Origin of the sequence: Pedobacter sp. SG908 (assembly GCF_011759615.1) — a bacterium.
In the GTDB taxonomy this organism is placed as follows: Bacteria; Bacteroidota; Bacteroidia; order Sphingobacteriales; family Sphingobacteriaceae; genus Pedobacter; species Pedobacter riviphilus.
This window is the reverse complement of record NZ_JAAOYY010000001.1, coordinates 86,223-107,753: the sequence shown is the minus strand read 5'-3', so window position 1 is coordinate 107,753 and position 21,531 is coordinate 86,223. Positions and strand designations below refer to the sequence as shown.

Sequence of the window (21,531 nt, the reverse complement as noted above, 5' to 3'; positions counted from 1 at the left end):
CCATCCTGGCCTTCGTCCTCAACTACAGGATATCCATCCTGGCCATCATCATTAACTAACTATACTTCTATTCATTTGTAGGATTACTTAACCGTTTTATAAAGCCAATCTTTGATTAAGGTTAGTACCTCCATTGAAAAGCCAGATTGGATTTTCGAAATTTCTTTATTGTCGCAACTTTTGCAAGGCAACATTAAATGGTTCAGCCCCGGAATTTTCGCTGTTGTTACCTTCTTGTTTCCTCCCGCCAGCGCGAACTTTTTCCAATTGGCCAGATTATCATCGGCGGCTACCATTAAGTCTTTATCTCCATTAATGGCGAGAATAGGAACCTTGATCTGTCCAATGGTTTTTTCGGCATCGTACCGGATAAAATATCGATACCATACCCCTTTGGAGTTTTGTACATAACTATAAATTGGAAAACGGAAATGGTCAAACTGGATATTCAAGGTTTTGAAATAGGCATCGTCCTTAACTTTCCATTGCTGGTAAACATCGTTAAGCTTCATTTCCAGGCTATCGGAATTTGCATAGCGATAAGCTGTTTTAAACATAATGGCATTAATTTCATTTGACCGTTTCTTGTCGTAATCCGGCAATGACGATGCAGCAATAAGATCTGCGTTCTGTTTAAGCTGGGCATCCAATCCGCTCATGGCCAAACCGGCAATACTCACTAAAAATTTAACGTCTTTACTTTCAGCGGCGGCAATGGAGATTGCTGCTCCGCCCTCGCTGTGCCCCATCAAACCGATTTTATCAGGTTCAATATCTTTTCGCGATTTTAGGTAGGCTACTGCGGCGAGTGCATCTGTAGCAAAATCGCCAGTGGTTGCCGTTTCATAAACTCCCGTTGTTGTACCTACGCCCCTGTCGTCAGTGCGCAACATTGCAATTCCATGTGCTGCAAGATAGGTGGCAATCTGCTCGAAAATCCGGTGTCCGGCCATCGTACCATTGCGGTCTTGCTTGCCCGTGCCCGATACCATGACCACAGTTGGGAACGACTTCTTGCCAACAGGTTTGCTCAAGGTGCCGCCAAATACAATTTTACCATCGGCGCTCTTAAAGCGAACACTATCTGATGCCACCTCAAAAACCTTTTCCCCCTGCGCACTTGAAGAAATTGCCGAAAAAAGCAGAAAAACAAAAGCAAAGCACCTCATTATTTGCCTGTTTTTGTAATATCAACCATAGCAGAAATCTCGTCTGCCAGTTCAGTAGCACTGCCTTTAAAACCGACCGTAATAAAACGGGCATTTCCATTGGAATCTACAATTATTTTTTGCGGGATCCCTGAGATGTTAAATGCCTTGCAAACGCGTTCGAATACTTCGCCGGTAGCTTTGGCATCTTTTGCTTTATTATCAAACAATACATTGAAATTGTAATGATTATCCTTAATATATTGGGCAACCTCTGCTTTATAATTTGCCGATCGTTCTTCGGTATCTACAAAGTAGAAAACAACATTTGGATCGCTCGCATATTTGTCGACAGCCAATTTCATTCCTGAAAAGGATGCTTTACAGGGCACGCACCAGGTTGCCCAGAAATCGAAAACCACGGTTTTTCCTTTTAGATCACCCAACTTCACGGTTGCCCCGTTCAGATTTTCCATAGCAAAATCGACCATCGGCTTACTGAACATCTCTTTTTTGATTTCTTCAGTCATTTTCACCCCTCTAGCTCTATTTCTCAAACCTTTTAAATATTGGTCGTAGCCCTTTTCAGTACCAGTTCTTTTGATGTACATATCCTTAAGCATCGATAACATTTCAGCACTGCTCTGGTTTTCGAAAACACTTTTTTCCAAAAGGGTCCTGAGCGCTGGCTTGTCGCCAAGATGGACTAAAATGTTGGCCAACTCTGCATTTAGGGCAGCACTTGTGTACCCAAGCAATAATTTAGATTGGTTGGCATAACCCAATGCCTGTTGGTAACGACCCGCTGCATTTAATAAATGAACATGAATTGGTAGAATGCGTTTGGCGATGGATCCGTTCACGAATTTAACCCATTCGGCCGGAGAAAGATAAGCGTATTCATCCGGACGGTTATCCCTGAGCATTTCGATTCTTTTTATTATTTTTTCAGAAACCGGAAGCAGTGCTTTTTCTGAAACTTCTTTCCTGCTAAAGGGAATTTCTACAATTTTATAGTAGAGCGTTGGTAACATGCTGAAAGGTATTTTTCCGATGTATTTATCCAGCTCAGCATAGTTCTTATCGGCATAAGCGCCCAAAACAATGATGTTCTGATAAATCGTTGGATAATCTATCCTGTTCTCGCGGGCAAATTCTTCATTGCCCCCTTGTTCGGGAAAGTCGATCAAAAACTGCCTGTTAGACTTTAAGAGCAGGCTCACATCCGACCCTACCGGCATCGCTTTAAAAGCATTTAAACGAGCCAGGCTACCCTTTGGGAAACGTTGCAGCATTACCTTGTCGACTGAATCAGCAGTGGCCTTGTCTTGCACAATCCTAAGGAGTATTTTTCTGGCGTTTAATAAATCTACCTCACTGGCATCGGCTCTTTTAAGATAATTGAGCACCCTTTGCAATCGTGGGCCAGCATTATTTTTATAAGTTGCCTTTGTTGCAAGTGCATAAGGGTAAACAAGAACTGATTTTGCCGATTGGTTAAAGCTTATCTCCTGATTTAACCAGTGGTAGGTTGCCGAATCACTAATACCTTCAAATTTGATGTAACCCGGAATGTCCATTCCATATTTCGGGGAACGTGCCAACCCCCATCCTGCATAGGCCCCCTTTGCTATTAAACCTGCGCGGTCTTTATCCAGAAACATGGTAAAATACCCCTCTTCTTTGTTATTATCTACCAATGTATCAGCCTTAAATTTCACTGCGATTATTCCGCAGTCGGCTGGAACCTTATATGGTGCTTTCCAAACCTTACCACTGCCTCTTAAGCTCAGGTCTGATGCATACCACTTGTAGTTTCGGTAAGCATAAACCACTGCACTTACATTTTTTTGGTTGTTCAATATGGTGCCTGCCGCATCGTAAACGATTTCAATATCCTGTCCCGGATTAGCCTTTTCCGGAACAATGCGAAAGCTTGTGTGCGTTTGGGCAAATGCCGCACCTGCCCATAGCGAGAGCGTGATTAAGAACAGGATTGATTTTTGAACTCTTTTTTTCATTGGGATTGGTTTAGCTGCCGAGCAAAATGCCCGGCAGCATGTATTTGTGTAGTTGTTATCGCTTTGTTTAGGGATTTTTTTCCAGTTCAGGATTCAAATTGGTCAAGAATTCTGCGATCGGAAATACATATCGGTCGCTGTTAGGATCCAACGTATAGGTTACGCCTGAAAAAGTTTTGGTATAGGTGCGCTGGAAAGGTGCTTCATTTTTTAGTCTTCGCATATCCCACCAACGCAAAGGGCGCCCAAAGAATTCACGGCGACGTTCCTCTACCACCTTTACCACAGCATCGGCTGCGCTCGCTGCAGTTAAAGCAACATAGTCAGCTGGTTTAAACCGCTTAACCCGAAGGTTATTAACCAATAACATCGCTCCAGCCGCATCACCTGATCTGGCAAGTGCTTCAGCTTTGATTAGCATCATTTCAGGAACAGAAGGTCCAACATTACGCGCTTCTCCTATTGCGCGATCGCGGTAGAAATATCTACCGGTATAATCGGCAGATATCGTAGATGCAGGAACAGTAAAGAGTGTATAACGCTGATCTTTTGTACCCAACAGACCTACCAACTCATCACTTAAGCGATATGCCGTTGGGGTAAATGAAATAGTTCCATTGATTGGCGTTTTAGACAGTAAGATTTCCGGATCGAATACTCTTCGTGGATAATTAGCAGTAGTTACCGCAGTAATTGTGCTTAAATCATTCAGGGTACTTCTCACCGCTAATGCCTGGTCAGCGAATTTTGATGCATTAGCATAGTCTTTCATATAGAAATAACAACGTGCCAACAGCGCATAAGCGGATACCTTGCTTGGTAGCGTGTTATAAGCCTGGGTATTAGGCAGCGAAGGGATCGCGGTAGTCAAGTCGGCAATGATCTGATTGTGCACAGCCTGGACTGAAGCCCTATTTAGTTTTTGTGATAAGGTCTGCGTTAAGATCAGAGGCACGCCAAGATCAGTTTCCGCAGTTGAAGCATTATAGGGTTTACCGTAAAGGTTTACCAAATTTAAATAAGCATCTGCGCGGTGAACTAAAGCTTCAGCAGTTAGTGCGGCCTTTTCATTACCTGTACCATTACTTGCTGGAAGCTCATTGATGATCGTATTGCAATAAAAAATTAAGCTGTATTCTGCATTCCAGTTATCGTCCTGTTCATAACTTACGTTCCCCACCTGATAAATTACTGGCTGCCAAGAATATGCACGGAGGTAATAACCATAAAAAAGCGAGTTCAAAGAATTCAACTGACTGGCATCGACGATATTAATATCATCCGATGCAAGCTCAAAAAGACTCGGGCTACGTTCGAGACTCGACGAAGCGTTTAACAGGTAGCGGTAATTCTGAGTTTCTTTTGGAACCAGGTTTCCCTGGGTTTTAATGTCCACATATTTTTTACAGCCGGAGAAAGCCAATAATCCGGCAATGATCAATGGGTAAGAATATTTAAGGTTCATGTTCTGCTGGATTAAAAGTTAACGTTCAATGAAAAGCTATAAGATACTGTTGCAGGAAGGCCAAGCGTAGTGGAGCTCAAGTTTCCTGTAAAATCAGGATCGATCCCCTCTTTGTTTGCTGTCCACAATAGGCCAAGGTTTCTAACTGCAAAACCAAAATCCGCAGTTTTTACTGCCTTAGTAATCTTATCAACCGGAATACGGTAACTTAAAGAAAGCTCACGTAAACGGATATAATCTCCTTTAAGCACATTGATATCAGATTGCATATATCTGGTTAAGCTTACTGGAGATGAAGTGCCGGCTACACCTGGAACATTTGTAGTCAGTTCATCACCAGCTTTTCTCCACCGAAGTGCAACATCTTCACTCAAATCATATTTGGTTCCGTTACGCAATGTAGGGTACCCGGAAATGGTCGGTTTTAAGAATACGCTTCCGAACTGATAAGTAGCAATCGCCATCAAGGTAAAGTCTTTATATCTTAGAGCGGTATTTAAGCTACCAAAGTGAGGGGCAGTTGTTCTACCAGCATATTTTAATGCAGCTAAAGAAGTAATGTTTTGGTTAGCTGGAATTTTCTTTCCGGTCTCATCATAAATCAAAGTCAATCCATTGGCATCCAGTCCAGCATTCTGGTAAACAAAAAGCCTATCAGTGGGATATCCCGAGATGGTAGGAGAAAAGGCTGGGCTTGAAAATGTTTGAGAGTTGGCTACCATACGATCATCTTCCACTTTATTGGTGTTATAAGAATAATTTAGTCTGGAGGTTAGCTCCCAATCACCAGATTGAATAATGGTTCCGCCAATACCCAAATCGACACCATTTCCGGTCATTCTAGAAGAGTTTCTGGTTAGTGTCGTAAAGCCATAAGTTCCGTTCAGTGGGAAAGAAAAATATAAATCTCTTCCTTTTTTATTATACACATCCACGGTACCATTCAAACGATTTTTGAAAAAGCCGAAATCTAAACCAATATTAGCAACATAGGTCTTTTCCCATCTCAGTTCCGGGTTGGCCGGCGCAATGATGCTAGCCGTTGGAAGTCCTGTAGGTGAATCCACATTGCCGATTGAAATATAGGTGAAAGGGAAAAGCGTGGTTGAGATGTTTCCGTTCACGCCATAAGTGGTGCGCAGGCTTAAATTAGATATCCAGCTTTCGTTCTTTAAGAAGGATTCTTTACTCACATCCCACTTGAATCCTCCAGACCAAAGCGGTGTAGCCCTGAACTTACGGTCCACGCCAAAGTTGTTATAATCATCATATCTTGCGCTGGCTGTGAGGGAATACTTTTGTTTATAAGTATAAGCAGCGTTAGCGAAATACGATAGGTAGCGACGTGTTTTGTCCCCTTGAGTTGGCGCCCCCGAAAGGCTTTGATTAAACCCTTGAACTGTTGCATAAGGAGTAAAATAGTTTACTGCACGTGATATACCAGTCCCCATATTGTAGCCGTAATAAGTATTTAATCCCTGTCCAACTATAGTTTGGCGGATTTCTGTACCGGCAAGCATAGTAACCTGGTGATCCGTTCCGATCTTATCATCATAGTTCAGCTGCGCGCGGGCGTTATAATTGTTATTGGTAGTATTGACCAGTGACAAGATACCAGCGCCCGGTACAAGACCTATGGAATTGGTCGTTGTAGTTGCACCTGCTGCTGGAAGCGGCGTGAAAAGATTCACCTGGTCGCGGTAATAATAACTGTTTTCATTATAATAACGGCGCGTTTTACTAAAGGTGCGTTCTGTTCCAAAAAAGCCTGTTGCCGATAAACCCTTAACAATAGGAACATTAAGGTTAATGTTGGCCGAATAATTATTATCTTTTTGGGTATTGTCAGCATTGTCAAGTTCATCAAGCGCGTTATATCCCCAGTTCAGAAAACCTTTACTGGGAAGCGTGTTCTGCCATCCAGAATAATAACGGTTAGAGCGTTGAACACGGTTTCCATTATCATCTACGACCTGGTTGTAAGGCATGAAAGTCACGGCACTTGGACTGTAAAAGCTGTTCAGCGAAATACCATTGTTCTTTAGATTGAAAAAGGCACCTTTGATACTCGTAGTCAGGGTAGCTTTTTTAAATAACTTGAAAGTATTGTTCAGGGTAATGGTCAAACGCTCACCTTGGGTTCCTACGGCATATGGTCTTTCCTTACTGTAAGAGGCAGAATAGAAGTAGTTGGATGCATTGCCACCACCTCTAACTGCTAGATTATATTGTTGGTTGGCCGAAGGCTGCAAGAAATATTGTTTGATCTGATCGCGGCTATCTCTAGAGGTATATTGATCAATTGCATCCTGATAAGCGGCTTGGGTAATAGTACCTGCTTTTAGTTTAAAGTATAGATCTGTAGCATCAGCAATTGGCTGTCCAAGTGCCGTTGCAGCATTTGGTGTAGCAATTAAACCCTTGTCCACTAATTCTCTTTCATACTCAATGGTCTGAGCCGAGTTCATTGTACGTAGGTAGTCAAGATTCGGAGCGCTCGATATCGCGGCCGTAGCCGAAAAACTTACCGTTGGCGCCTGATTATTTATTCCACGTTTGGTCGTAATAACCATTACTCCGTTGGCAGCCCGTGTTCCCCAGATCGATGCCGCGGCAGCATCCTTCAAAAATGTAATGTTTTCTACATCATTTGGATTAATAGTAGATATGTCCAGCTGGGTGATGGCACCATCCACAACAATTAGTGGAAAGCTTTCACCTAAATAGGTACTTGTTCCACGTACCTGCATATTATAATCGCTCTTGCCTACCGTACGGGTATCACCCCCAATAGCAATCTGACTATTACCATATACAAAGCTATTATCACCCGAAGTTAAACTGATTTTCACACCTGGAGTAGTTGTCTCCAAACGCTGTATTAAGTTGGCTACGGGGGTTTTCTTCAAGTCCTCTGCGGTTACAATGCTGAAAGCACCTGTTGAGCGCTCTTTTGGAAGGGACTGATAACCATTGGATACAATGTTGACATCTTCCAGTTGAGAATAAGAGGCAGGTTTTAGGCTAATGCTTCTGTTTTTCTGGAGTTCGGCAACACCGAAGACTTTGCTTTCATAACCTAAATAGCTCACATAAACCTCAGTTGTACCGTTTGGCACCAACATCGAAAACTTTCCGTTGGCATCAGCGCTGATCGAACGGTTAGACATATTGGCCTTTATAGTTGCTCCGGGAAGCGCGCCCCCATTTTCATCCGTTACTTGTCCCTGGATAAAAATTTCTTGCTCACCTGGAGCTGGATTAGGTTTTATTGCTCCACCTTGATTGGAAGAAATTGTAGTTTCTCTGCTTACGATGGTATAATTACCTTCACTCACATATAGAAATAACAGATTATTGGGATACAATACACGTTTCAGTACCTCATCAAGATTTTTTGCCTTTAAGTTTTCTACATCCGTTGTTTTGCCCTGCACAATTTCGTGCTCGTAGGCAAACTTAGCATTGTATTTTTTTGAGATCGAATTTAGTGCTGCTTCTACTGAAATGGTTTTCCCCGATTGCGCCATTGCCGGCGCAACAAAAATCACAGACATAAACAACAGATAAATCCAGCCCAGTAATCGGGTAAATCTTTTTTTCATTTTTGTTTGGTTGTTAGTTGATATATTAATAAAACAGTTAATTCCTGTTTTTCAGATAGATTGTTTTTCCTTCTTTTTTGACATCTACATCTAAGATATTTTTGAGCGTAAAGAGCAGGCTTTCTTCACTCTTGATCGAGATGGCACCGTCTATTTTCTTTTGCAGAAGTGCAGGGTTATCGACAATGACCGTGTAGCCATACAGATCCTCAAATTCTTGCAGGATATCGCTAACCTTTGTTTGGTTTACGATGATCTTGCCACTCAACCAGGCTGTCTGGACTTCAGCTGTTTGCATCTTTTGAACAGCAATTCCCTTCTCATCAAAATCAAGCAGTTCTCCGGGACGAAGCATATACTTTCTGCCTGTCTTTTTAGATTGTACCTGAATTTTACCTTTTATAAGTGTGACATTGGTTTTGTGATGACGATCTTTCAGGTTAAATTCTGTACCTAAAACCTGCACCGCCACACCATTGGTAACCGCTACGAAAAGTTCGCCCCGTTTAATTTGGTCTGGTGTTAAATTGAGGTGTTTAACTTTAAAATAAGCCTCACCATCCAGGCTAACTTCCCTTCTTGCCTTCCAGTTAAAGGCCCGGGCATAACTTAAGGTAGAGTTTTTGTTCATCCTCACTTCAGAACCATCAGGTAAATGCACCAGGAGGTCTTCAGCGTAATCTGCCCGGACTACAATAGTAGAAAGGAAGTACCAGGAAAAACAGGTTGCCATCAGGATGATGCTTGCAGCACCCGAAAGCCAGATTGTTCTTATCCGTTTGTTCTTTCTTTTTCGCTCGAACTCATTAATTGAATCATTTATATCCATTAAAAGATTTTCGCGAAAAGATGGAGAAACACCGATTTCGCTATCGCTTAAAATAAGCTTGAGCTGAATCACCGCACTTCGGTATGCCTGAATGTTTTCAGGCGATTTTTCCGTCCAGTTACTCCAAAAGATTACGTCATCAGGATAACTATATTTTACGAACCGTAAAAAGTCTTCGTCAGCTAAAAAATCTTCTGTTTGAAATGAATGGTAAAGTTTGCTGGTCATATTGATCATCCCCTCTTAGGTCTTTCAATATGAAGACAAGAAAAAAAATGAAATTACCCCACGGAATTTTATTTTTTTTAAAAAAATTAATTCTTTAAGCTCAGCAAGATGGCTAAAAGCATCATTTTATCAATATTCAAAATTTCGCGAAGTGCCTCTAAAGCCCGGGCGCTAAGTTTGTAAGTGCCTTTTATGCTTAAATCCATTATCGTAGAAATCTCAGCATAGTCTAATTCTTCAAAATACCGCAGGTAAATGATCTCTTTTTGCCTCGGAGTGAGTTTATTCATGGCCAGAGAAAGCTGCCTGACCTGCTCGGTCTGCTCTTCCTTTTGGATAAATGCCGATTCAACCGAAAATTTTAAATCAAAAACCTCGTTGGCTTCCAGGTCTACTTTTTGAAATCTTCCTTCAACGTTTTTAAAATTGATCATGTTATTTCTTAGCGCAGAGATCAGGTAACCCCTCAGGTTGTTTACCGGCGGGAGTTTTTTTTGGTTCACCCATAAATGCACAAAAAGGTTTTGAATGCAATCGCGAACAGCATCTTCATCCTGTAACATGCGCATACCGTACTGATAAAGGGAAGAAAAATATCTCGAATAGATACTATTCAAGGCAATTCTGTTACCCTTTACCAGGTTGCCCCAAAGGTCTATATCATTTAAATCATTTGCCACTTAGAGAAGAATATTCAAATAACCAAAAAAAATAGCTCAAAACAGAATTTGAAATGGGAATATGCTATTTTATTTCATATCGCCAGGCAGGAAACAATTAGTATGTACCGATCTCAGGCATACAGTATTACCTGTTGCCGAAGCCGATCATCTTCCTTTTGACTACAACCTTGCGACTTTTGGATACATTGGCTTACCCACATTGGCCGAACTTTGTATCAACAATAGTGAGTAATATATGGATTTAAAGAATAGCACCATCCTGATCACAGGAGGGACCAGCGGTATAGGTTTGGAGCTTGTTAAACAACTTACCGAACAAGAATCAACAATCATTGTTACAGGTCGTAAACCAGAGGCCTTACATGAAACCAAAAGGCGTTTCCCAAATATACACCTCTTTCAAAGCGATGTAAGTAACCCGCAGGATATTGAGCGCCTGTATAAAGAGGTGACCCAACAATTCCCTGATCTGAATATCATTGTTAACAACGCAGGGGAGATGCGGTTGCTTGATGTTCAGGACGCCAGCAAGGACCTGGAAAACATCACACGTGAGATTGATATCAATCTTACCGGAACAATCCGGATGGTGTATCAGTTTTTGCCCCACCTGATTAAAAAGCGTACAGCAGCAATTGTGAATGTTTCCTCTGCCATTGCTTTTATGCCTTACTCAACGGCTCCGGTTTACAGCGCTTCAAAAGCAGGTGTTCATGCTTATTCCCAGGCCTTGCGTTTGCAGTTGAACAAAACCAGTGTCAAGGTATTCGAGCTGATCCCTCCGGGTGTAAATACCAATCTCCAGAATGATTGGGTACTGCCACCTAATCCCAGCCAAATGATGGACGTGGATAAACTGGTTAGTGTAGCCATTAAAGGATTGCTAAACGACACACCCGAGATCAAGCCGTTCCTGGTTCAGGTAATCAAAATTTTAAGCCGCCTGATGCCTAAGCAATTGATGAGGCTAGGCCACAGGGAATTTGAAAAATTTAAACAACTCAATAAAAAACAATAAACAATCCGTTATGAAAAAATCAATATTAGCAATGTTTGCGCTGCTGTTATCACTGGCTGCTTTCGCACAGAAACTCCCTGCTGATGAAATTACAGGGATCTGGAAATGTGACGATTATAAGATCGAGGTATTCAAAGCAGGTAAGACGTACTCGGCCAAGCTCTTATGGTCGAAGGTGATGTTCGAAGCAGATGGTAAAACAGCAAAGAAGGATGTTAAAAATCCTGATGAAAAACTCCGCAAGAGGTCAGTACAAGGCCTTACGCATATTACCGATCTTGTTTACAAGGATGGCGAATACGTTGATGGCAAATTGTATAGCGTAGATGATGGAAATACCTATAGTTTAAAAGGTAAACTGAAAGGTCCTAATGATCTTGAAACCCGGGGTTACAAAGGCATCCCATTGGTAGGAAAATCATTTAAATGGAAAAGGGTTCAGTAAATTTTTAAAAACAATGCTCATGAAAGATCATAAAGACCACCTGTCGAGGTTTTGGTTCATCGTTTCCAATGCCCTCCCTCCTATTGGATTCTTCCTTTATTTCAGACACAGGAAGGCCTATCCAAATAAGGCCAAAAGCGCTTTAACAAGTGCAATGATCGGCATGCCGCTAGCCCTGCTCGGAGGTTATATCATGAACACTTTTATCCTTGATTAAGCCATGATAAGAAACATAGTTTCCGCACTGCTGCTGTTCATTTCGGTAACGCTCAGCTTCAAACATGCCTGGGATACCCTGCATTACAAAAACAATGAGGAATCCGTTAAGATGATGGAAAGTTTAGGGATCAGCGAAACATTCATTCCATATTTGGCTTCTGTAGCCATAGCAGTCGGCGTGCTTTTGCTCATCCCCAAAACCTTTTTCCTAGGTAATATGCTGAATGCAATGCTGATCGCGATGATTATGGGGCTGGCGGTGCGGGCGGGAAATTACCGTATGGTGTTAATTGAGATTCCATTTTTAATCATGCCATTAGTGATGATATGGCTAAAATATCCGTTTAAATTCAAGTAACTTGCATTATGGCAAACAGCAAACCCTACCGGATCGGTTCCATAACGGAGATACACCGTTTGATGGGGCTTTCTAAGCCCCACCACCCCTTGATCAGCATCGTTGACCTGAAAGGCCTGAGAAATGACACAGGTATAGATGCGGTTGTATTCGACTTATATGTGATATCTATGAAAAGAGGATGTGATGGCTTACATTACGGGCAACAGAAATACGACTTTGACGAAGGGCTCATGGCCTTTATGTCTCCCGGCCAGATTCTGCGTGGCGAAGAGAACGGTGTACCTCCTGACCTGGATGGCTGGATGCTTTTCGTACATCCTGACTTTCTCTGGAACACATCGCTTGCTGTTAAGATCAAGCGCTACGAATACTTTAGCTATGCTACCAGTGAGGCACTGTTTCTCTCAGACAAGGAAGAACTGGTGATCAATGACCTGGTCAGGAATATTAAAGCTGAATATTATTCCAATATGGATAAGTTTAGCCAGGATATTATTATCTCGCACCTGGAAACTTTGCTGAATTATGCCGAACGTTTTTACCAACGCCAGTTCATCACCCGGAAGATCGCGAACCACCAGGTATTAAACCAGGTGGAAGAAATTTTAACCAGCTATTTAAACAACGAAGCCCTGCTTTCTAAAGGACTGCCAACCGTGCAATACTTTGCCGATGCTTTAAACCTATCCTCTAAATATTTAAGTAGCTTGTTAAAACAACTAACCGGCCAGACAATGCAGCAGATCATCCATGAGAAGCTAATTGAGAAGGCTAAAGAAAAATTATCTACAACCAGGATGTCGGTAAGTGAAATCGCTTATCAGCTTGGTTTCGAGCATCCGCAGTCTTTCAATAAATTATTTAAAAGCAAGACAAAGCAAAGTCCGTTGGATTTCCGGCAATCCTTTAACTGAAATATTTGTTTTAGCAACAGACGTAACGGGTTTGTAGCCCGGCAAATTATTCTGCCAATCGTTTGAGATAGCCTAACCTTGCTTAAAATAAATGATAGCGATTAATGGGTAACTTTGTTTAATGATGATCGTTAGAAATTATGGCCATTAAAACTTTTCCTGAAAACCTGAGTCAGAACAAAGGGCTTTCCATACGTATTGTTTCCCCTGAATTTGGGCATCTGTCGCCGGAGTCAGCGAGTCAATACGGTTCTGCCCAGCGGTTGCCTTATTATTTCTTTCTTTTCGTGCTGCAGGGGAACAGCCAAGAGATTATTGACGGGGAGCTTATCGAAATAGGCAAACATGAACTCTTTTTTGCGTTGCCTCACCAGGTCAGGCAACTCCCTTCAACTGGCCATAGCGGAGATTATTATAAACTGGGATTTGACGACGAGTGTCTTTTACGATTGCCGAGAAAATTCCCCTTTTTGCTCAATCCCCTGAACCGGCAAAAAATCAGCTTTCTACCTGATGCTGCACTTAGGCTTTGGAATACGTTTAAGATTTTAAAAGAACTGTTACACACTGTCGACAGTAATCCGGAGCTGATACTGGCTTACCTGAACAGCCTGCTTACAGAAATAAATGCTGCTTATTTTGTACTGCATAAAAAACCTGCGCCAGCGGGCCTTGATAAATTTTTAGGGTTCAGGCTGTTTGTAGAAGATAACCTTACCGAGCAACCTGCTATAACGGAAATAGCAGAAAAGCTGGCCTTAAGCACCGATGGTTTGTATAGGATCGTAAAACAACATTCAGGTGTTTCACCTAAGGAATTCATCATCGACCGTTTAATCATAGAGGCACGGCACCGGATGTATAATGAACCCAATACCTCTGTAAAGGAACTGGCATTTGAACTCGGCTTTAATGACCCGGGTTATTTTTCGCGTTTGTTCAAAAAAGTAACCGGTAAAACGATAGCTGCCTTTTATCAGGATTTGTCCCTGTAAAAGCGGTTTTTGTCCGAACCTATCTACTACATTAGCACCACCTTTGTCTAAAAATAATTCATGATGAACAGACAATTTGGTAAAATATTGGTAACCGGTGCAACCGGCTTAGTAGGCTCAAGGCTTCTGCCCCGCCTTGTTGAAGCAGGATATGATTGTTCTGCACTGGTACGTAGCAAAGAGGTTCCGGCTGGAGTAACTCCTATAGAGGGCGACTTGTTCGATCAGCCGACACTGCAAGAGGCCGTAAAAGATGCAGTAGCCATCATTCACCTGGCCGCCGTATTCCGATCACCGGATACAGACCTGATCTGGAAAAGTAACCTGGAGGGTACACGCAACCTCATTAACGCCGTAAAGCGTAATGCTGCAGATGCCCGCTTCATATTGGCAAGTACCAGTAATGTTTATGACGCAGACAACCCGCACCCCGGCCGTGAGGACGATGCGCTTAGCCCGCAGCATGCCTATCCGGCCAGTAAAGCGGCTGCAGAAAAGGAATTACGCGAAAGCGGATTGAATGGGTCGGTTCTCCGTTTCCCCTTTGTTTACGGTGATGGCGACGGCCACCTGGAAGAATTGCCTAAACACGTAGTTGCCGCTAAATTTCATCCGGCAATGCGCATGAGTACGATCCACCATCGCGATATATATACCGCCATCATGATGGCTTTACAAGGGATCATGGATGGCCAGGTAGTTAATATCGCAGATGAGGCACCAACAACACTTTACGAATTATTGCAACTTGTTGGCAAACCGATGGCCTCATCTGCAGCCCCGCTGGTTAACCCCTGGCACCTGCATGTCGATGCATCGCTGGCCCGTGGTTTAGGCTTCCGGGCTTCGGTGAGAACAGTTCACCAGGCGGCGCAAGAAAACCTGCTCTGACAGCTATATAATTTTTTAGTCGACGCCGGAATTACAGCAAAGAGGCAGGCGTCTTCTTTAAGTCGCTCTAACCCAAAGCTCCTGGATAGTTCAGGGGCTTTGGGTGTTTGTGTCTGGCTCAGCTCATTTTTTACCATATGGTAAATGGCTGCTTTGCGATGTCTGCTATCTTTACCTAATGGAAGCATTAATAAATCTTATCCTGCAATTTGGTGACCTGAACAAACAACAAATCGATTTTTTGCTGAGCAAGGTTGAAATGCTAGAATTCAAAAAAGATGATTACCTGTCTGAAGCCGGGAAGGTACCCCGCTATGTGGCCTTTGTGCTGGAAGGCGTGTTCCGTTTCTGTTATTATAACAACAAGGGCGAAGAAGTGACCAATTATTTTGTTGACGAAGGCAATTTTGTGGTGGATAACGAAAAATTTGAATCGCAAATCGCCGCCACGGAATATGTACAGGCCGTTACCGACTGCCGGGTGCTGGTTTTTAACAAAAAGGACTGGGACGAGATATCTAACACCATTGTAGGTTGGGAAATGATGAAGGCCAACATGGTCAAAAAATGCCTTACGCTGGCTATGGAACGGCGCAGTCCGCTGGTTTCAGAAGATGCCACCACGCGATATTTGTCGTTCATCGAGGGCTTCCCCAACCTCATCAACCGCATTCCGCTTTCGTATGTAGCCTCGTACCTGGGCATTACCCAGCAATCGCTGAGCCGTATACGTCGTAATATCCGCTAGCGATGCTTTTTACCAAATGGTAAATGTTTTTTGAGTGCCATTCTCAACCTTTGCTTATTCATTTAAAAATACAAAAAGATGAGCAAAAAGATCGTATTAATAACCGGAACAAATAGTGGCTTTGGCTGGCTTACCGCCCACAGCGTGGCCGCCTTAGGGCATCAGGTATATGCCACAATGCGCGATACCCAGGGACGTAATGTTGAAAAGGCCCAGGCTTTAGCCGCAGTTGAGAATATAACCGTTTTGGACGTTACCCTGACTGACGATGAAAGCGTGAAGCAGGCTGTTGATGCCATTTTGGCCAAAGAAGGCACTATTGATGTGTTGGTGAACAACGCCGGTTACGCCATGACCGGGGTAGCCGAGAGCTTTACCACGGCCGATGTGCACACTACTTTTGATATCAACGTTTATGCCCCCTGGCGACTGATTAAACAAGTGCTGCCTGCCATGCGCAAACAGGCCGAGGGACTAATTATTAACGTAACCAGCGGCTTTGGGCGGGTATCGTTCCCGTTCGCGACCATTTATGCGGCCTCTAAGTTTGCGCTGGAAGGAATAAGCGAAGGCCTGCATTACGAGGTGAAACGTTTAGGAATAGATGTGGCGCTCGTGGAGCCGGGTGCTTTCCCGACAGAAATGCAGCAAAAGAACAATCCTGCATCTGATCAGAGTGTATTTGAGGGCTACGGCGCCATTGCCGCTATACCCAACAAAATGGTAGCCGCATTGGGTGGAGAAATGCAGGCTAAAAAACCCAACCCACAGGATGTTGCGGATGCCATTGTAAAATTGATCGGTACCCCAAAAGGCTCCAGGCCATTACGTACGGTAGTCGACCCTATAACCGGCCAATACATTGAAGCTGCCAACCAGGCGGTAGCAGAGCAATTTACAAAAGGATTGAAGGTGTTCGGGATGGGTGAGTTATTGTAAGCGGAACGGATGTAATGAGAACGGCAGTAGCTTAGGCAACTGCTGTTTTTTTGTTTTTACCTGTTGGAGCATTTACAGGTAACACCTTTTTAATGTAAGAAGATAAAAATAGAAAGATACCGTTGATAAACAGATTAACTGATTAGGGTATCGTCTAAATCAGAACCCACAACTTGTTTCAAAATTACATCCCGCAAACGGTCTTCGTGTTCATCGCTCCATTGCCCTAATGTAGCAATAACGGGAATTAACGTTTTACCAAATTCGGTAAGGTTATATTCTACTTTTGGCGGTACAACGGGATAGATTATTCTTGTAACCAGTTCGTGTTCTTCCAATTCTTTCAACTGAATATTTAAAACCCTGCGCGAGGCATCGGGTATTTTACGTTGCAGCTCACTTGGTCTTTTATGTCCTTCATTGATAAACCAAAGCAAACGGATCTTCCATTTGCCGTAAAGTACTTCACCTATCAGGTCAAGACCGCAATTCAAGTTCGGTATTATTTTTCTCTTATACATCTTGTAAAATTAAACGTATGAATCAATCTACGCAATAGGGGACTAATTTATCCCTATCTGAATCGTAATTCCGTACTTGTCTAAACTTCTTTTATGCGCCAATTTTGTCCTGTAATTAATTCTTAAAAGTAGAACATTAAAATGGAACAGTTTAATTTCAACAATGAGTTATCAGGTAAAATTGCCCTGGTAACCGGAGGGACAAAGGGAGCCGGAAGTGCAATTGCAGAAAGGCTTTTGCAAGCCGGGGCAACAGTTATTATTACCGCAAGAAACGCTCCTGAAAAAGATAACAGCAATCTGCATTTCATTCCTTCCGATTTGAGTAAGGCCGCGGGAACACAAAAAGTAATCAGCGAAGTACTGTCCATGTATGGCAGACTGGATATCCTGGTGAACAACCTTGGTGGTTCATCAACACCCGCCGGCGGTTTTTCAACGTTGAATGATGAAGATTGGGAATCGACCCTGCAAGCTAATCTGCTCGCACCTGTCAGGCTGGACAGAGGTTTTTTACCACAAATGATAGACCGAAAAAGTGGTGTCATTATTCACATCGCATCCATTCAGGGCATATTGCCGCTGTACGATTCTACTTTGCCGTATGCCGCTGCAAAAGCAGGATTAATCAATTACAGTAAAAGTTTATCTAATGAAGTTACGCCAAAAGGTGTCCGTGTGCTAACGGTTTCGCCAGGATGGATAAACACAACAGCATCGATTGCCTGGTTGGGCGAGATCGCAAGAAATGCAAATAGTACGGTAGAAGAGGCGCAGCAAGGTGTAATGGATGCATTGGGCGGGATACCTTATGGCAGGCCTGCCGAACCGGAGGAAGTAGCCGAATTAGTTGGTTTTTTAGTTTCACCAAGAGCCAATTATTTAACAGGAACAAATTTTGTAATTGACGGTGGAACTGTACCTACTATTTAATAACCTCAAAAATAAAAAATAATGAACTTACCGAAAGTAGTATCAGATTTAGTAAAAACGCAAAACAACTTTGATAGCGTGGCTTACGCAAATTGTTTTTCCGAAACAGCCATCGTTTATGATGAAGGCAAAACGCACAAAGGACGAAAAGAGATAGAACATTGGATTGCGGATGCCAATGAGCGGTACGAGGCTACCATGCAGCCCCTAAGCTTTGAAGAAAAAGAAACGGAAAGCATTTTAAAAGCAGAAGCTTCAGGAAAATTTGACGGAAGCCCTATTGTATTGAGTTATCATTTAGAAATAGCTAATGATTTGATACAGTCATTGAGCATTACAGGATAAGTGGATTGAGACTGTATTATATTGTCATCCTGTCCAAAGGGCTCCTACGAAGAGCTTGTCGAAGGATCTCTTTTAAATGCCTTAAAGGTGTTTCAATACTTCAGCAAACTCAATACAGGCTAAGCTCAACTCAACAAATTAGGAGCGAAATTATGCCTTGTGATACGGTCTCATTCTTTTTCCTATGAATTTAATTATTAATTTTCAATCAATTGAAATTCTGAAATAACTTTCAAATGTTCAAACGAATGCTTATTCATACCACTTACGAAAAGCCCTCCAAAAATGTTTTTCTGAGTTATTTTACTTCATTTTATCGAGTCGGAGACTCTTTTCTATTGGCTAATCCGTAGAACTCCTACGGAACTCTACGGATAGCGGCGAGATAAATCAATCTACCTCTACTTACCTGCTTTCCACGTGCTATCAAGCACAAAAAAATTCAATCCCAAAGTTTTGCTGTTAGAAGACCTTACCTGATTAGCCAACGCCACATCCTGTGAAAGCATTTTACCATAGGATGGGATCATTTTGCGCAATCCCTGTTGCCAGGCATTAGAGGCCACCTCTTTCGGAAAGCATTGTTTGAGCAAGGTTAACATAATATCAACAGATGTTGATGCTCCGGGCGAGGCACCTAAAAGGGCTGCAAGACTGCCATCTTGTGCGCTCACTACCTCTGTCCCAAACTGAAGAACTCCGCCATGAGTTTTATCTTTCTTGATAATCTGTACCCTTTGCCCTGCGGTTTCGAGTTTCCAGTCTTTGGCTTCAGCTTCAGGGAAATATTCCTTTAGCGCCTTCAAACGATCTTCATCAGACTGTGTAACCTGCCTGATCAGGTATTTTGTTAAGGGGATATTATCCATTCCGGTTGACAGCATAGGCCACATGTTTTTCAGGGTTATTGACCGGGTAAGGTCTAGGTAAGAACCCTGTTTTAAAAATTTTGAAGAAAACCCAGCGTATGGACCGAAAAGAAGTGCTTTTTTCCCATTAATGATTCTGGTATCCAAATGCGGAACCGACATTGGCGGTGCGCCTACTCCTGCTTTTCCATATACTTTTGAGATATGCTTTTCTACTATTTTCTGATTGTTACAAACCAAGCACTCCCCGCTCACCGGAAATCCGCCAAAACCTTTTCCCTCGGGTATTTTTGATTTCTGAAGTAGCCTTAAGGCCCCGCCCCCTGCGCCAATAAAAACGAATTTTGCGCTTATGTATTTATCTTTTTCGGTCTTGAGATCTGTAACCGTTACCAACCAGGTACCATCGGGATTTCTTTTAAGGTTCTTCACCTCATGATTCAACTCTACCTTAACCTCTTTTTCCTTTCTTAAGGATGAGATCAGCCCCCGGGTTAAACTACCAAAATTAACGTCTGTACCAATTGACATATAGGTAGCAGCAACTTTCTGCTTACGGCTTCTACCTTTCATTACCAGAGGCATCCATTTGGCTAGCGTATCGTAGTTTTCTGAATACTTCATTCCTTTAAAAAGCAGTTGTTTACTTAAAACATCGTAGCGTTTTTTCAGGTAAATTACGTTTTTATCGCCCCAAACAAAACTGATATGTGGCACATTATTTATAAACGAGGTTGGTGCTGGCAGCTTGCCCGCGCTAACCATATAGGCCCAAAACTGTTTTGAAACCTCAAAATGCTCATTTATAGAAATTGCTTTTTTAAATTCAATTTGCCCATTTGGCAATTGGGGAGTATAATTGAGTTCGCAGAATGCAGAATGCCCGGTTCCGGCATTATTCCATGCATCAGAACTTTCAGCGGCAACAAGGTCTAATCTTTCATAAATGTTTATCTTTAATTTTGGATCCAGTGTTTTGATCATTGAACCTAGTGTTGCACTCATTATTCCTGCCCCAACCAGTACAACGTCTGTTTGCTCCTGCGCTTCTTTATTTCTGCAACCCACTATAGCTGCTGAAATAAGCAATATGAGTAGTATATTTTTCATTCTAAATTTAATCTTAATACGTTAAATGGTTTTATCTTTTGTGTTTGAAACAACGAGCGCCGCCACACCGTGCCCGATGGTGTTGGTAATTGCTCTTGCTTCACTCATAAACCGGTCGATGCTAAGCAATACAGCAAGTCCTTCAACCGGAATGCGTTGAATACTGTTTACTGTAGTTATCAATACCAGAAAGCCAGTACCAGGAATACCGGTTGCACCTTTCGAGGTAAGCAGAATAATCATTACTATATTTAAAAGTTCTGCCCATGAGAAGCTGATATTGTATAATTGGGCTAAAAAAATCACAGACATACCCAGGTAAATGCAAGTACCATTAAGATTTAATGAGTTTCCCATAACCGTTACCACTCTTACAACATCACGCTTCAAACCTATAAGTTCCAGGCGGTCCATTAACAAGGGAATTACTGAACTTGATGAGGAGGTTCCCAATGCATATAACAGCTCGTTTTTGATAGCGGCAATAAACTTAACGATGTTCACCTTAAGCATAAGCAAGATTGATCCAAGAACTAAAAAAACAAAGAGAAACATGGCGATGTATGTACCTGCGAGCATCTTCCCGATGGGTAGTAAGCTATCCGTTCCATATCTGCCTACCGTATAGGCTATGCCACTAAAGGCAACAAATGGTGCAAATACAAAAATATACCGCAGCAATTTCATCACAAACTTCCTGAGTAGATCAAAAAAATAAGTTGCTTTTTTTTTAAGTCTGGACTGATTGATGATTAAGCCTAACACAACAGCTGTAAGTAGTAATATCAGCATACTGTTCTGAAATACTACGTTTACCCAATGGGGATATTGACTGGTAATTAACTGGCCCGGTAAAATTTCAGAAAGTAGCGCTTTATTTATCTTTCCCGGCTGGATTAATGAAGCAATACCAATACCGAAAAGGATAGCGCTTGTGCTGATCAAAACAAAATAAATTAAGGCTTTTATGATAATTTGCCCTATTGATTTCAGATTTTCAAGACCGCCGAATAGTGTTACAACTGTGAGAAAGATTACCGGAGCTACGAAGGGCTCAATAGCCGAGACGAAAAGGCTACCTATCCATTGCATTTTAGTAGCGCTAGTTGGATAAAAAATGCCGCAGAGAGTCCCAGCGACTATCGCAAGAATAATCTGTAAGCTCAAATATTTATTGAGTTTATCTATAATCAGGTCTACTTTAGCGATCAACTTCAAAATGAAGGTGTTAATTTTCTTATCTT

General features: G+C 42.3%; 21 protein-coding genes. 12 read left to right on the top strand and 9 right to left on the bottom strand.

Going from position 1 to position 21,531, the window contains the following annotated elements; genetic code table 11:
• Positions 1–83: 83 nt before the first annotated feature.
• From FHT21_RS00495 to FHT21_RS00470, 6 genes are all read right to left on the bottom strand, one after another.
• Positions 84–1,169, bottom strand: a complete 1,086-nt coding sequence (locus FHT21_RS00495; protein WP_167292853.1) for an alpha/beta fold hydrolase — start codon at positions 1,167–1,169, stop codon at positions 84–86.
• A complete protein-coding gene (locus FHT21_RS00490) occupies positions 1,169–3,169 on the bottom strand; it encodes a TlpA disulfide reductase family protein (RefSeq protein ID WP_167292852.1) in 2,001 nt (666 codons plus the stop codon). Before FHT21_RS00490 ends, FHT21_RS00495 begins: the two co-directional genes overlap by 1 nt.
• Positions 3,170–3,236: 67 nt before the next feature.
• Positions 3,237–4,634, bottom strand: a complete 1,398-nt coding sequence (locus tag FHT21_RS00485) for a RagB/SusD family nutrient uptake outer membrane protein (RefSeq protein WP_167292851.1) — start codon at positions 4,632–4,634, stop codon at positions 3,237–3,239.
• A gap of 11 nt (positions 4,635–4,645) precedes the next feature.
• Complete coding sequence (locus FHT21_RS00480; RefSeq protein WP_167292850.1) at positions 4,646–8,239, bottom strand: SusC/RagA family TonB-linked outer membrane protein; 3,594 nt, start codon at positions 8,237–8,239, stop codon at positions 4,646–4,648.
• 37 nt (positions 8,240–8,276) lie between these two features.
• Positions 8,277–9,296 carry a FecR domain-containing protein gene (locus FHT21_RS00475; RefSeq protein WP_167292849.1) on the bottom strand — a complete coding sequence of 340 codons (1,020 nt, stop codon included), beginning with the start codon at positions 9,294–9,296 and terminating at the stop codon, positions 8,277–8,279.
• A gap of 86 nt (positions 9,297–9,382) precedes the next feature.
• The gene (locus tag FHT21_RS00470; RefSeq protein WP_167292848.1) at positions 9,383–9,976 is read right to left on the bottom strand and encodes a sigma-70 family RNA polymerase sigma factor; all 594 of its coding nucleotides are present in this window, start codon (positions 9,974–9,976) and stop codon (positions 9,383–9,385) included.
• A gap of 61 nt (positions 9,977–10,037) precedes the next feature.
• Between FHT21_RS00470 and FHT21_RS00465 the strand changes: the two genes are divergently transcribed.
• The 10 genes from FHT21_RS00465 to FHT21_RS00420 all read left to right on the top strand — a co-directional run bounded on the left by FHT21_RS00465 (position 10,038) and on the right by FHT21_RS00420 (position 16,509).
• Entirely contained in the window at positions 10,038–10,211 is a 174-nt protein-coding gene (locus FHT21_RS00465) for a hypothetical protein (protein ID WP_167292847.1), read from the top strand.
• Positions 10,212–10,214: 3 nt separating this feature from the next.
• On the top strand, positions 10,215–10,997 hold the full coding sequence (locus FHT21_RS00460) for an SDR family NAD(P)-dependent oxidoreductase (protein ID WP_167292846.1): 783 nt from the start codon (positions 10,215–10,217) through the stop codon (positions 10,995–10,997).
• 10 nt (positions 10,998–11,007) lie between these two features.
• Complete coding sequence (locus FHT21_RS00455) at positions 11,008–11,442, top strand: DUF2147 domain-containing protein (protein WP_167292845.1); 435 nt, start codon at positions 11,008–11,010, stop codon at positions 11,440–11,442.
• A gap of 19 nt (positions 11,443–11,461) precedes the next feature.
• Positions 11,462–11,659: a hypothetical protein gene (locus FHT21_RS00450; RefSeq protein WP_167292844.1), complete on the top strand. Its 198-nt coding sequence runs from the start codon at positions 11,462–11,464 to the stop codon at positions 11,657–11,659.
• A gap of 3 nt (positions 11,660–11,662) precedes the next feature.
• Positions 11,663–12,019 (top strand): hypothetical protein, encoded by a 357-nt coding sequence (locus FHT21_RS00445; RefSeq protein ID WP_167292843.1) that lies wholly within the window; start codon positions 11,663–11,665, stop codon positions 12,017–12,019.
• A gap of 8 nt (positions 12,020–12,027) precedes the next feature.
• A complete protein-coding gene (locus tag FHT21_RS00440; RefSeq protein WP_167292842.1) occupies positions 12,028–12,936 on the top strand; it encodes a helix-turn-helix transcriptional regulator in 909 nt (302 codons plus the stop codon).
• A 140-nt stretch (positions 12,937–13,076) separates the two neighbouring features.
• Entirely contained in the window at positions 13,077–13,931 is an 855-nt protein-coding gene (locus FHT21_RS00435) for a helix-turn-helix domain-containing protein (RefSeq protein WP_167292841.1), read from the top strand.
• A 60-nt stretch (positions 13,932–13,991) separates the two neighbouring features.
• Positions 13,992–14,822 (top strand): NAD(P)-dependent oxidoreductase, encoded by an 831-nt coding sequence (locus FHT21_RS00430; RefSeq protein WP_243853811.1) that lies wholly within the window; start codon positions 13,992–13,994, stop codon positions 14,820–14,822.
• Positions 14,823–15,000: 178 nt separating this feature from the next.
• On the top strand, positions 15,001–15,570 hold the full coding sequence (locus FHT21_RS00425; protein ID WP_167292840.1) for a Crp/Fnr family transcriptional regulator: 570 nt from the start codon (positions 15,001–15,003) through the stop codon (positions 15,568–15,570).
• A gap of 78 nt (positions 15,571–15,648) precedes the next feature.
• Positions 15,649–16,509 (top strand): SDR family oxidoreductase, encoded by an 861-nt coding sequence (locus FHT21_RS00420; protein WP_167292839.1) that lies wholly within the window; start codon positions 15,649–15,651, stop codon positions 16,507–16,509.
• A 134-nt stretch (positions 16,510–16,643) separates the two neighbouring features.
• Here the strand turns inward: FHT21_RS00420 and FHT21_RS00415 are convergent, their stop codons facing one another.
• A complete protein-coding gene (locus FHT21_RS00415; protein WP_167292838.1) occupies positions 16,644–17,030 on the bottom strand; it encodes a winged helix-turn-helix transcriptional regulator in 387 nt (128 codons plus the stop codon).
• Between the two features lie 141 nt (positions 17,031–17,171).
• Here FHT21_RS00415 and FHT21_RS00410 point away from each other — a divergent pair, with 141 nt between their 5' ends.
• Together FHT21_RS00410 and FHT21_RS00405 are read left to right on the top strand one after the other, a co-directional pair.
• Positions 17,172–17,963, top strand: a complete 792-nt coding sequence (locus tag FHT21_RS00410; protein WP_167292837.1) for an SDR family oxidoreductase — start codon at positions 17,172–17,174, stop codon at positions 17,961–17,963.
• 21 nt (positions 17,964–17,984) lie between these two features.
• On the top strand, positions 17,985–18,308 hold the full coding sequence (locus FHT21_RS00405; protein WP_167292836.1) for a nuclear transport factor 2 family protein: 324 nt from the start codon (positions 17,985–17,987) through the stop codon (positions 18,306–18,308).
• A gap of 401 nt (positions 18,309–18,709) precedes the next feature.
• Here FHT21_RS00405 and mqo read toward each other — a convergent pair whose 3' ends face one another.
• The gene (gene mqo / locus FHT21_RS00400) at positions 18,710–20,287 is read right to left on the bottom strand and encodes a malate dehydrogenase (quinone) (protein WP_167292835.1); all 1,578 of its coding nucleotides are present in this window, start codon (positions 20,285–20,287) and stop codon (positions 18,710–18,712) included.
• A 21-nt stretch (positions 20,288–20,308) separates the two neighbouring features.
• On the bottom strand, positions 20,309–21,505 hold the full coding sequence (locus FHT21_RS00395; RefSeq protein WP_167292834.1) for a cation:dicarboxylase symporter family transporter: 1,197 nt from the start codon (positions 21,503–21,505) through the stop codon (positions 20,309–20,311).
• Positions 21,506–21,531 lie beyond the last annotated feature (26 nt).